The following is a 12,433-nucleotide window of genomic DNA, read 5'->3' as shown; positions in this document are numbered from 1 at the left end:
GCATGCAGCCCATCGTCCGCTGGTTCCATCAACTGGGTTCGCCGCCCACCTTCGACCGCTTCGCGTCGCGCTGGTCGCGGGTGTTCTATCTGGCCGCCCTGCCGGTACTGCTGGTCGGCATCTGGCAGGGCCTGTTCGTGGTGCCCGCCGAGCAGAACCAGAACGACGCTTTCCGCATCATCTACATCCATGTGCCCAGCGCCTGGATGAGCCTGTTCGTGTTCGCGCTGATGGCGCTGTATTCAGCCATCGCGCTGGTCTGGCGGATCAAGATCTGCGAGATCCTGGCGATGGCGTGCGCGCCGATGGGCGCCGGCTTCACCCTGGTCACCCTGCTCACCGGCAGCATCTGGGGCAAGGGCACCTGGGGCACCTGGTGGGACTGGGACCCGCGCATGACCAGCGAGCTGATCCTGCTGTTCCTGTACCTGGGCGTGATCGGCCTGTACCACGCCATCGAAGACCGTCGCAGCGCGGCGCGCGCGGCTGGCCTGCTCGCCATCGTCGGGGTCGGCCTGCTGCCGATCATCCGCTACTCGGTGGACTGGTGGGGAGGCCTGCACCAGCGCCAGTCGATCAATGTGTTCGGCGACAACGCGGTCCGCGCCGAGCTGATCGCCCCGCTGTGGTGGATGGTGGTGGCCACCAAACTATGGTTCGTCGGTTCGCTGCTGGCCAAGGCACGCGCCGACAACCTGGGCCGCGAGGCCGGCAAGGCCTGGGTGGCCGAGCGCCTGGGCCCCGCCGGCGGCAGCGCACAGGAGCACCCGACCCGATGACCCATGTTCCCTTCCTCGTGGCCGCGTACGCTGTGTTCGTGCTGGTGCTGGCGGCCGACGCACTGGGCTCGCGGCTGCGGCTGCGCGCCGCGCGCCGCCAGGCGTTGCAGCGCCAGCAGCGGCAGCGCGCACGCGAGGCCGGCACCAACGCCTCCGCGCTGGGCACGGAACTGAGCCGATGACGCCGGTACAGCGACGCCGGCTGGTGTGGGTACTGCTGGTGCTGCTGGCCTCCGGGCTGGCCACCACGCTGGTGGCGTTCGCGCTCCAGCGCAACATCGCCTACCTGTACACGCCCTCGGAGGTGCTGCGCGGTGAGCACGGCACGCAGTCGAATTTCCGCCTCGGCGGCATGGTGGTCAAGGGCTCGTTCCAGCGTGCCGAGGGTTCGCTGGACGCCCACTTCGTGGTCACCGATGGCGATGCCACCCTGCCGGTGACGACCTCGCGGATCCTGCCCGACATGTTCCGCGAAGACTCGGCCGTGGTGGCGATGGGGCGCCTGCAGGACGGGGTGTTCGTCGCCGACGAAGTGCTGGCCAAGCACGACGAGAACTACATTCCCAAGGAAGTCGCCGACAAGATGGGCAAGGCGCACAGCAAGCACGACGTGCCCATGCCCGCCGTGGAGACACGCTGAGTGCTGCCGGAACTGGGGCAGGTCCTGCTGTTGTGCGCGCTGCTGGCGGCCCTGCTGCAGGCGCTGCTGCCGCTGTGGGGCGCGCAGCGTGGGCAGGTCGCGTGGATGGCGGTGGCCCGTCCGGCCGCGTTCGCCCAGCTGGCGCTGGTCGCCGGCGCCTTCGCGCTGCTTACCGTTGCGTTCGTGCAGCAGGATTTTTCGGTGGCCTACGTGGCCGAGAACTCCAACAGCCTGCTGCCGCTGGCCTACCGGTATTCGGCGGTATGGGGCGCGCATGAAGGCTCGCTGCTGCTGTGGGTACTGGTGCTGGCGCTGTGGGGCGCCGCGGTGGCGCTGTGGTCCAGGCGCCTGCCCGACACCGTGCGCGCACGCGTGCTGGGGGTGATGGGGATCATCAGCCTGGGCTTCCTGGCCTTCCTCTTTTTCACCTCCAACCCGTTCGCACGCCTGCTGCCGGCGCCGCTGGAAGGCCGCGACCTCAATCCGCTGCTGCAGGACCCGGGGCTGATCATCCACCCGCCGATGTTGTACGTGGGCTATGTGGGCTTCGCGGTGCCGTTCGCGTTCGCCATCGCCGCGCTGCTCGACGGCCGCGTCGATGCGCGCTGGCTGCGCTGGACCCGTCCGTGGACCAATGTGGCGTGGGGCTTCCTTACCCTCGGCATCGCGCTCGGCAGCTGGTGGGCATATTACGAACTGGGTTGGGGCGGCTGGTGGTTCTGGGACCCGGTCGAAAATGCGAGCTTCATGCCGTGGCTGGCCGGCGCCGCCCTGATCCATTCGCAGGCAGTGACCGAGAAGCGCGGCAGTTTCGCCAGCTGGACCCTGCTGCTGGCGATCGCCGCGTTCGCGCTGTCGCTGCTGGGGGCGTTCCTGGTGCGTTCGGGGGTGCTGACCAGCGTGCATTCGTTCGCCGCCGATCCCTCGCGCGGCGCCTTCATCCTGGTGTTCCTGGCCCTGGTGGTCGGCGCAGCGCTGGTGCTGTATGCGCTGCGCGCTGGCGCGCTGGGCAACGACGATCCGCGCCGCGGCTTCATGCCGACCTCGCGCGAGACCCTGCTGCTGGCCAACAACCTGCTGCTGGCCGGGGCCTGCGCGATGGTGCTGCTGGGCACCCTGTATCCGCTGCTGGCCGACGCGCTGGGGCTGGGCAAGGTGTCGGTCGGGCCACCGTATTTCGGCACCCTGTTCATCGTCCTGATGGCGCCGCTGGTGGCGCTGCTGCCGTTCGGGCCGCTGGTCAGCTGGCAGCGCGACCAGGCATCGCGGCGACTGGCCTTGCTGGCGCCGTGGGCCGGCCTGGCCCTGCTGCTGGGCGTCGTTGCATGGTTCATGGCACCGCAGGGCAAGCTGAAGGCGGCTGCCGGCGTTGCTGCCGCAGCGTGGGTGGCACTGGGTACGGCCCGCTTCGCCTGGACCCGCCTGCGCGGCAACGGCCGCTTCAATGCGGAAATGGTCGGCATGCTGCTGGCCCACGGTGGCGTGGCGGTGTTCCTGGTCGGCGCGTTGCTGGTGGAAGCGCTGAACGTGCAGCGCGAGGTCGCGCTCACCCCCGGCCAGAGCCTGGACGTGAGTGGCTACACCCTGCGCTTCGAGGGCGTGGACCACCAGCAGGGGCCCAATTACGTCTCCGACCGCGGCCACGTGCGCGTGCTGCAGGGTGATCGCGAGCTGGCCCTGCTGCACCCGGAGAAGCGCGCCTACGCCAGCGGCGGGCAGATGATGACCGAAGCCGGCATCCATGCGCGCGTGCGCGGCGATGTGTACGTGGCGCTGGGCGAGCCGCTGGGCAACAATGCATGGGCCGTGCGCGTGCATGTCAAACCCTTCGTGCGCTGGGTCTGGTTCGGCGCCGTGCTGATGGCGCTGGGTGGCTTCGTCACCGCCGCCGACCGCCGCTTCCGCCGTTTCCAGGAGTAGTTCCGTGTCCGATCCCCGCCCCGCCTCCCGCCCGCTGCCGCCCGTGGCCATCGTCATCGGCGTGCTGTTCTTCTTCGGGTTGCTGGGGCTGATGATCTACGGGGTGATGAAATCCGGCGCGCCGGACCGCGACATCCTGCCCTCGGCGTTGATCGGCAAACCGGCGCCGGCCTTCGCGCTGCCGGTCCTGCACGACCCGTCGATCACGGTGAACAGCAGCGAGCTGCGCGGCGCGCCGTACGTGCTCAACGTCTGGGGCAGCTGGTGCGCCGCGTGCCGCGAGGAACATCCGATCCTGACCCGGTTCGCCGAAACCAAGCGCGTGCGCGTGATCGGCTACAACTGGAAGGACGAGCCGACCGATGCGCTGCGCTGGCTGGAGCAGCTGGGCAATCCGTTCGTGCTGGTGCTGACCGACATCGAGGGCCGTACCGCGATCGACTGGGGCATCACCGCCGCGCCGGAAACCTTCCTGGTGGACGCCAGCGGCGTGGTGCGCTGGAAGTACAGTGGCGCGCTCAGCCAGCGCGTGATCGACACCCAGCTGATTCCGGAACTTGAAAAACTGGAACGTGACCATGCGAAACCGCGTGCTACGCCTGCGGAGTGAGTCCGGCGCCGCGAGCCGCACGACTGACAGGCGTGCGCTACCGGTGTGGGTTCTCGCATTCGCGTTGATGCTGCCTGCGCTGACGCTGGCACAGGCGGTGTCCGACCCTACCCCGCTGCAGTACCGCGACGCCGCCGAGGAAGCGCGCTTCCATGCGCTGGCCGCCGAGCTGCGCTGCGTGCAGTGCCAGAACCAGTCGCTGGCCGATTCCAATGCGCAGATCGCGCATGACCTGCGCCGCGAAGTGCTCACCCTGATGCAGCAGGGCCGCACCGATGCGCAGATCAAGCAGTTCCTGGTCGACCGCTACGGCGAGTTCGTGCTGTATCGACCGGTGATGGACACCCGCAACAGTGTCTTGTGGTTCGGCCCCGTGGCGCTGGTGCTGGGCGGTGCCGGCGTGCTGGCGTGGGTGGTGCGCCGGCGCAGCCGCCAGGTGCAACCGATGGGCGACAGCGAGGAACGCTGGTGAGCGCCTGGATGCAGGCGATTGCCGGGTTGTGTGCTGCGCTGGTGGCCATGGTGGTGCTGTGGCCGCTGCGCCGCGACGGACGGCGCGCGCCGTTCCTGGCGGCGGTGGTCGCCATCGGCGTGGCCGGCGTGGCCCTGTACATGCTGGTGGGCACGCCCAAGGCCGTCGATGCCGTGGCCGAGGCCGAGCCCGGACCGGCGTCGCTGGAACAGGGGGTCCGCGCACTGGAAGCGGCGCTTGCACGCGAACCGCAGCGCGCCGATGGCTGGGCCCTGCTGGGTCGCTCGGAGCTGGCGCTGGGCAACCTGGACAAGGCCAACCAGGCGTTCGCGCGCGCGGTCGGCCTGGCCCCGGATGAAGTGCCGCTGCTGGTCGAAGCCGCACAGGCGCGTGCCCAGGCCGATCCTGCCAAGCGCTTCGATGACACCGCCCTGCAATGGCTGCGCCACGCCCAGCAGGTCGACCCGGCCAGCGAACGCGCCGGGTGGTTGATCGGCATCGCGCAGCGTCAGCGCGGGCAGGACGCGGAAGCGGCGGCGACGTGGCAAGCGCTGCTGCCGCGACTGGAACCGGCGGCCGCCAGCGCGCTCCGCGAGCAGATTGCGATTGCACGCAGCAAGGCCGGTGTTCCCGCCGCGCCCGCAGCTGACGACGCGGCCGGGGGCGGCGTGAAGGTCTCGGTGGCGCTCGGCCCGGACCTCGACACCGCCGCGCTCCCGGCGGACGCTTCGGTATTCGTCATCGCGCGCATGCCGGGCGGCCCGCCGATGCCGGTCGCGGTACAGAAGCATCGGCTCGCCGACCTGCCCCTGCAGATCACCCTGGACGACAGCAACAGTCCGATGCCGACCGCGAAGCTGTCCTCGTTGGACAAGGTGGAAGTATTCGCCCGCATTTCAGCCAGTGGACAGGCGAATCGCCAGGACGGAGATATTGATTCGCCGGTGGTGCAGGTGCAGCTGCCGTCCAAGGGCACGGTAACCCTCACCCTGCGGTAGCGCCGCACCGTGTGGCTCAACGGTGCCGGTGCTCCGGGGGGACATTGCCCCCCCGGATGGCTTGCAGGCTACATCGCGGCCAGCAGCACGCCGGAAACATGCTCGCGGGGGGCATGCCCGCCGGAGAAGCCCGGCCCCGACGTGGTGCCCGAACAGGCAAGGGCCGCCACCAGCTGATCGACCTCGCGCTTCCCATCCGCCGCGGCAACCGTGCCCCGCGCGCCACCGGCAAGCGTTTCCACGTCGTCGGCACTCAACCACTGCTCGAAGCCGATGCTCACACCGTCCAGGCGCCGGTTCGGATCGGCGTACCAGCCTTCCACCGTGATGCGGCCCATGCCATCGCCGATCAGCATCTCCAGGCTGTCGCCGACACGCTGGAACTGGACCGTCTCGTTGTCATAGAGCCGCAGGCTCAGCTCGTCCCAGCCGCCGGCATCAAGGTTGTCGATCACATCATGGCCGTCGCCCGGCAGGAACACGTAGGTGTCGTTCCCCTCGCCTCCCACCAGGCGGTCATCGCCGGACCCTCCATCGAGGCTGTCGTCGCCCTCACCGCCCAGCAGCACATCGTTGCCCGCATCGCCGTACAGGCTGTCATGGCCCTCCAGGCCAGAGAGCTGGTTGTCCAGCGCGTTGCCGTCAAGGGTGTTGTCCTGCGCGTTGCCCGTAGCGAGGGTGGCCTGATCGACCAGTACCAGCGACTCGACGTTGTCCCCCAGCGTGTAGTTCACGGACGAGATCACCTTGTCGTCGTAGCGTTCCGGGTGCTCGCCCTCGCTGGGCACGGATGCCATGCGGGACTCACCCCAGCCACCATCCTCCTGCTCCTCAAGGACGACGTCGCCAAGGTTATCTACGTAGTACAGGTCCGCGCCGAATCCACCCATCATCACATCCGCACCGCTACCGCCGATCAGCGTATCGCGCCCCGAGCTGCCAACCAGGAGGTCGTTACCCGCGCCGCCGTCGAACCAGTCGGCGTCCCAGCTCTCGACGCCGTCGGGCGTGCCATACAGCGTGTCGTCACCGGCACTGCCAATGAGCACGTTGGAACGGTCGCTGCCACGCCCCACCAGTCCCGCCCTGTCCAGGATCAACCTGTGGAGCTGCTCACCCAGGGTGAAGTCGACGCTGGCAATGACCGTGTTGGTCTCCGGGATTCCGAACCACTCCGGGCCGGCGTCGATCACCACGTCACCGATGTTGTCCACGATGTAGGTATCGTCACCGAGGCCGCCATCCATGATGTCGGCGCCTTCGCCGCCGTCCAGCAGGTCGGCACGCGCGCCGCCGTACAGCACGTCGTTTCCACCAAGCCCGCGCAGCACATCCAATCCTTCGCCGCCGCTCAGCACATCGTCAGCGCCTGTGCCGATCAACACCCGATCACCCACCACGACGCGCTGGGCGATATCCGTACCGCTCCAGTGGCTGCCATCAGCGAACACCAGCGTTTCCACCATATTGCTGCCGGCGAAGTAGTCGGCTACGCCAAGATCATCGCCCGGTCCCAGGCGGATCACCAGGTCGTTGCCGAAGCGCAGCAGCTGCACGTCGGTCGCGGCAACGTCACCGGAGAAGCGCAGGGTATCGATGCCACCCGCGTCGGTGAGGTGCATCGGCCCGTAACCCTTGCCGTACACATACGTGTCGCTGGCGTAGGACCCCTTCATCGCGGCATCGAATCGTCCCACGTGGTGGGGGTCGGGCACGCCCGGGTCGAAATACCCGGCAGTGCCTTCGGAGCCTTCGTACAGCCCCCAGTTCGCCTGCGAGCCGATCATGTAGGCGAATTCTCCCTGCTGGTCGGTGTAGGGGATGCCGTCGTAGTTCACCGAGATCAGCGGCAGATCCGGCCCCAGCCTCGCCAGGATGTCCTCGCTGTTCCAGACCGTCCCGTCGGCGAAATGCAGCGCCTGGATCGGCCCGCCAAGGGCGCCTCCCACGTCAGCGAAGTGGTTGAGCACCATGAGTCGATCACCCGTACCCTGCAGGGTCAGCACCAGCGCGTCGCCTGAGCGCGCCAGCACCAGATTCTGCGACCCGATGCCGGCGCCCAGTTCGATCACGTCGTGATCGCCCGCGTCGCCCGGCGCATTCACCACGAAGTCCAAGCCGGAGTCGATGCCGAAGCGGTAGACATCGCTACCCGCACCGCCGAGCAGCAGATCGCTGTCGCCCCCCCCTTCGATGATGTCGTCGCCGGCGCCACCGGCTATGACGTCATTGCCGGTACCGCCCAGCAGGGTGTCATCGGTCTGCAGGGCCCGGATCTCGTCGTTGCCCGCACCGCCGTCGATCAAATTGCCCGGAGCGGCCATGTCGATGATGTTGTCGTGATGAGCAGTGCCCGTTGCTGCCATGCGGTACAGGTCCTGCCCGGTCCACACGGTACCGTCGGCGAACTCGACGCGCTCGATCCGGTCATAGATGGTCCCCTGTACCTGGGTGAAGTACTCGGTGATGACGATGCGGTCGCCACTGGCCGTATTGACGATGTGCAGGTCCTCGTTCTCGCTGCTCTCGCGCACCAGCACCAGTTCTGAAGCGCTTACCGTGGCATCGAACACGATGCGATCGGTATCAATGTCGATCTGCTTCTCGGTAACGTAATCCACGCCATGGCCACGACTGAACAGGTAGGTGTCGTCATCGCCGCCGCCCCAGAGATCGTCGTTGCCGGTGCCACCCACGATGATGTCACTGCCCCAACCACCGAAGATGTAGTCGTTGCCCTCGTCACCGTACACGAGGTCGTCGCCGCCGCTCGAGTAAATGGAATCGTCGCCCGCACCGCCGTAGATCCGGTCCTTGCCCGAGCTGGGATGTTCCATGCTGCTGATCGTCACCCGGATGTCTCCGTAGATCAGGTCGTTGCCGCTACCGCCATGGATGATGTCGTCGCCGAGTTCGGCAATGATTTCGTCATCGCCCTCATCGCCATACAGCAGGTCGTCGCCATAGCCGGCCCAGATCCAGTCATTGCCACCATAGCCATGCACGACCAGGTCGTCGTAGGTGGGATAGAACAACCGGTTATGCCCACCCAGCAGTTCCGCGGTGGACAGTTCGCGGCCGTCTGCCCAATGAATCTTCACCGGCACGCTGCCACCGCCGGTGTACTTTTCAACGGTCAGCGTGTCCTGGTCATTGAACGTGATCACCAGCGTGCCGTTCTCGATGTTGAACAGCGCGTCTTCCGCGCTATTGAGCCCGACGAGGTTGACGATGCGGGTTTCGCCCGGGTCGGAGCTACGGATCACGTCGCGTCCGGATCCCAGCGCGTAGCGGTAAACATTGGTGCCCGCCCCGCCGTCCAGCACGTCATTGCCACCGGCGCCGTCCAGCACGTCGTTGCCTGCGCCACCGTAGAGCTGGTCGTTGCCGTCGCCGCCAAGCAGGGTGTCGTCGCCGTCCTCGCCGTACAACGCGTCGTCACCGCCCTCGCCTTCCAGCACGTCGTTGCCCTGTGCGCCGTGCAGTTCGTCACGCCCGTTGCCGCCAACCAGGTGGTCGGGTCCGGACGTGGCCGAGCCGACCAGCGCCAGCACCGACGCGCGGTCGAGCACGCTGCCATCGGCAAACTCGATGCGATGCCTTGCACTGGTGTCGGCCAGGAAGCCCTGCAGGGTTACCGACTGGTCCGGACCCAGGTCGATGACCAGCGTATCGCCGTGGCGCTGGAACAGGACCGTCGCCGGGCTGCCGGTGAGCAGGCGGATGATGTCGTCGCCGGCATCGACACTGCCGAGCTCGCCCACGACGTCGTGGTCCTCGCCCGCACCGATCACGATCAGGTCGTTGCCCAGTCCCCCGATCAGCATGTCGTTCCCGCTGCCACCGTGCAGTTCATCATTGCCGGCGCCGCCGTGGATCCAGTCGCTGCCTGCACCGCCGTAAAGCAGATCGTTGCCGGTAAAGGCTCCAAGTTCATCGTCGCCGTAGAGACTGTCGTCACCCTCCCCGCCAGCCAGCACGTCATCGCCGCCCATGCCCAGCACCACATCGTTGCCGTCGCCCGCATCGATGGTGTCGCGACCGTGGTCGGACGCTGCATCCTCGGTACTGTCGCCGTATATGAGGTCGTAGCCCGTTCCACCGGCGATGACGTCATTGCCGGCACCGCCGATCAGGGTATCGGCGGCGTCGCCACCGTCGATATGGTCGTTGCCGCCCTGCCCATCGATGAAGTCCATGCCACGCCCGCCAGTGATCCGGTCGTCGCCGTGGTGCTGAAGCGCCAGCTGGTCGGTGACGAAGTCGCCGTAGATCACATCCTCACCGTCGTCGCCCTCGATCAGGTCATTGCCGGCGCCGCCCCAGATCTGGTCGTGGCCATCACCGCCGTAGATCGCGTCGGCGCCCTGGCGGGACGCCTCCAGTGCCACTTCATCGCCGATCAGGATATCGTCGCCGCGACCGCCCCAGATCTGGTCGGAGCCTCCATCGCCATAGATTTCGTCATCACCGTCGCCGCCGTCGATCTGGTCGTTGCCGTCGTGGACCGCGCGCGACGACAGATTGGCGAACTGGTCCTGCGCCAGCACCCCGCCCACAAGATCACCGCGGAGCAGGTCGTCGCCCTCACCTCCCATGAGCAGATCGTTGTCATGGCCGCCGAACAGTACGTCATTACCGGTGCCGCCCTGGACGATATCGTCGCCCTCACCGCTCATCACGATGTCCGAGCCGGCGCCCGCGTCGATGATGTCGCCGCCGTCGGCGTACAACTCGGCATCGGGGAGTGAAATACCGCCGGGGAGCGTTGGACTGCTCAGGAAGCTTGTACTCAGCTTGATGTCCGCGTAATAGGTGCGCGCGTCGTTCGCGTCGCCACTCATCAGGTGCACCATGAAGCCCACGCCACGCGCAAGCTCCACACCCTCAAGCTCGGGACCCGTCCAGTACACCGGCCTGCGCACCGTTCGGGCAACTTCGACAATGAAATCGTTGCCATCGCCCGCCTCGATGGTATCGCTGCCAGATCCGCCGTTGATCAGGTCGATGCCGGCGCCTGCGCGGATCACATCATTGCCGAAGCCGGTGTAGTACGCGCGTGGCGCATCGTTACCCTGGAACACGCCATTGACCGGCACGCTGCCATCGGGCGTCACCTCCCCGTCCCACATCGACGTGGTGTTGGCCGGGCCCGGGTTGTACGCCTCACCCATGCCCTCCAGGATCATGCCCAGCGCACCTTGCTGCCAGCCCTGTATATCGGCGGTATTGCCGGTTTGGGTGTCGATCACGGTCAACGTGACCAGGCCCGCCTTGATGCTGCGCAGGGCGCGGAAGCGGGCGTCAGCTGACTGCCAAGCATCGGCGCCGACCCGTCCCATCGCCCCCACCACAACGCCCGAGAGGACAAGTTCGCCGCTGCCGTCCAGATCCTTGAGGGTGTCGTGCTGGTTGCCGAGCTGACCGCTGCCGCCAATCTCGTAACGGTCAAAGCCGAGACCGCCTTCCATGTGGTCGTTGCCGTTGCCACCCACCAGGATGTCGTCGCCGCCCAGGCCGATCAGTGTGTCCGCGTCATCACCACCATTGAGCAGATCGCCTCCGGTGCCGCCTTCCAGGTAGTCTTCGCCCTTGCCGCCAGCCAGGGAATCGTCGCCGCCTTCACCGAACAGGCGGTCATCGCCGTCTCCCCCGAGCAGAAGGTCGCCAGCGCCGGCGCCGAAGAACATGCGCCGGGCCTCCAAAAGTCCGGCATCGATGCGGTCGACGCGAAGATCCAGGTCGGTGCCGTTGCCGCGCGCTTTGAACAGGATATCGCCGCCGACAGAGATCGAACCCGAGTAAGGGGAGGTTTGATCCACTACCCCGTCGCTGTCGCGGGCGTCGCGGTACATGTTGAGCCAGGTCAGGAACTCGCTGCGCGACTGGATCCATTCTGCGGTGACTGCTCCATCACCGGTCTGGGCGTTGTACAGCGCCAGTTCCGCGGCGCGCGCGTCGAGAGGCTCCACTGCGAACACCGACAAGCTTGCAAGCGCGTTGCGCACGCGAAGGTCCCCGGCGCCCAACTGCTGGAGTTCGACGGCGGTCTTGCCGCCGATGTAATCCACCTGCAGGATTTGGGTCTGGGCGGGCGTCAGGGCACCGAAGAACGCAGTGAACGAGGCGGTGTAGTTCTGCTCGTTGACTTCACTGGTGGGGTAGCCAAGGAAAGCGCTGAGCAGCATGTTCAGTGTGCTTTCCCTACCATACTGGCCCATCAGGGAGAACGCTGGACCCAATGGCGTGTCCTGGAACAGTCTCGCCAGACGCGGGCCGAGTTCGTGGTCACTGGGGGTGATTACATTGGTGGCGACATCGACGATCACGTCGAGCCATGAGGAATCCGGCAGCTGATTGAAGATCAGTGCACCATCGACATAGCCCATCCAACCTGAACCGACCGCTTTGATGGCATGGGAAAAGGCGTCGAATGCAATCAGGGCATTCTTCCAGTCGTCGAGCGTGTCGAGCGTCTGAGCCTCCCCGGTACTGAATAGGCGGCCGGTCTCATTGCCGCCGAGCAGGCTGAACAGCAGCGAGCCCGACCATGCGGCGTTCTGAGTATAAGCCGTGTCCTCCCCAAGACCCTTGAACACCACCTCGCCGACCGCAGATGCGTCGTTGTTTGCGATTTCAGCGAGTGTGAGTTCGTTTTGCTCCAGAAGATCGTTGATCACCTTGATGGCGACGGCATTCGATGCCTCCTGCATCAATGCATCAGTCACCGTTACGCCGCGAAGTTCGGCCTGGCGCAGTGTGTAGGCGCGAATGATGTCGGAGAACGGCCCGTACCCACCGTTGGCCTGCTCGGCTCCCAGAAACCACAGCCGAACCTCCTTGGCACTCTCGTTACCCTCCAGCCAATCCGCAATCTGGCCGTAGATATAGCTATAGTTGTTGTTGATCGGCCCCTCACTCAGCAGCTGCTCCAGGGTACTGATCTGTTCGATGTTCAGCAAAGGCATGCGTTTACGCTCCGTGTGAATGCATTACTCGCAAATACTGGAATTG

8 protein-coding genes are annotated in these 12,433 nt (G+C 66.5%); 7 read left to right on the top strand and 1 reads right to left on the bottom strand.

The features are described from left to right. Positions 1–2 precede the first annotated feature (2 nt). The 7 genes from ccmC to FSZ13_RS12550 all read left to right on the top strand — a co-directional run bounded on the left by ccmC (position 3) and on the right by FSZ13_RS12550 (position 5,419). Complete coding sequence (gene ccmC / locus FSZ13_RS12580) at positions 3–779, top strand: heme ABC transporter permease CcmC (RefSeq protein ID WP_145480157.1); 777 nt, start codon at positions 3–5, stop codon at positions 777–779. Continuing rightward, positions 776–961, top strand: coding sequence for a heme exporter protein CcmD (ccmD, locus tag FSZ13_RS12575; RefSeq protein WP_145480155.1), 186 nt, complete (start codon positions 776–778; stop codon positions 959–961). Before ccmC ends, ccmD begins: the two co-directional genes overlap by 4 nt. Further along, positions 958–1,419 (top strand): cytochrome c maturation protein CcmE, encoded by a 462-nt coding sequence (gene ccmE, locus FSZ13_RS12570; protein WP_145480153.1) that lies wholly within the window; start codon positions 958–960, stop codon positions 1,417–1,419. The genes ccmD and ccmE overlap by 4 nt, the downstream gene beginning before the upstream one ends. After that, positions 1,420–3,339, top strand: a complete 1,920-nt coding sequence (locus FSZ13_RS12565) for a heme lyase CcmF/NrfE family subunit (RefSeq protein WP_145480151.1) — start codon at positions 1,420–1,422, stop codon at positions 3,337–3,339. A gap of 4 nt (positions 3,340–3,343) precedes the next feature. Next, on the top strand, positions 3,344–3,949 hold the full coding sequence (locus FSZ13_RS12560; protein ID WP_145480149.1) for a DsbE family thiol:disulfide interchange protein: 606 nt from the start codon (positions 3,344–3,346) through the stop codon (positions 3,947–3,949). Between the two features lie 67 nt (positions 3,950–4,016). Next, positions 4,017–4,421 carry a cytochrome c-type biogenesis protein gene (locus tag FSZ13_RS12555; protein WP_145480371.1) on the top strand — a complete coding sequence of 135 codons (405 nt, stop codon included), beginning with the start codon at positions 4,017–4,019 and terminating at the stop codon, positions 4,419–4,421. Then, a complete protein-coding gene (locus FSZ13_RS12550) occupies positions 4,415–5,419 on the top strand; it encodes a tetratricopeptide repeat protein (RefSeq protein ID WP_145480373.1) in 1,005 nt (334 codons plus the stop codon). The genes FSZ13_RS12555 and FSZ13_RS12550 overlap by 7 nt, the downstream gene beginning before the upstream one ends. A gap of 68 nt (positions 5,420–5,487) precedes the next feature. Here the strand turns inward: FSZ13_RS12550 and FSZ13_RS18820 are convergent, their stop codons facing one another. Beyond that, positions 5,488–12,387 carry a calcium-binding protein gene (locus tag FSZ13_RS18820; protein ID WP_145480147.1) on the bottom strand — a complete coding sequence of 2,300 codons (6,900 nt, stop codon included), beginning with the start codon at positions 12,385–12,387 and terminating at the stop codon, positions 5,488–5,490. Positions 12,388–12,433: the final 46 nt, after the last annotated feature.

It is taken from the genome of Stenotrophomonas rhizophila (assembly GCF_007667275.1).
In the GTDB taxonomy this organism is placed as follows: Bacteria; Pseudomonadota; Gammaproteobacteria; order Xanthomonadales; family Xanthomonadaceae; genus Stenotrophomonas; species Stenotrophomonas maltophilia_AE.
The sequence above is the reverse complement of the archived record's forward strand: the minus strand, read 5'-3'. Positions and strand labels throughout refer to the sequence as shown.

Bases quoted from the DNA above. Each gene is read 5' to 3' on its own strand.
- ccmC (WP_145480157.1), top strand. From the start codon at position 3: ATGCAGCCCATCGTCCGCTGGTTCCATCAACTGGGTTCGCCGCCCACC.
- ccmD (WP_145480155.1), top strand. From the start codon at position 776: ATGACCCATGTTCCCTTCCTCGTGGCCGCGTACGCTGTGTTCGTGCTG.
- ccmE (WP_145480153.1), top strand. From the start codon at position 958: ATGACGCCGGTACAGCGACGCCGGCTGGTGTGGGTACTGCTGGTGCTG.
- FSZ13_RS12555 (WP_145480371.1), top strand. From the start codon at position 4,017: ATGCTGCCTGCGCTGACGCTGGCACAGGCGGTGTCCGACCCTACCCCG.
- FSZ13_RS18820 (WP_145480147.1), bottom strand. From the start codon at position 12,387: ATGCCTTTGCTGAACATCGAACAGATCAGTACCCTGGAGCAGCTGCTG.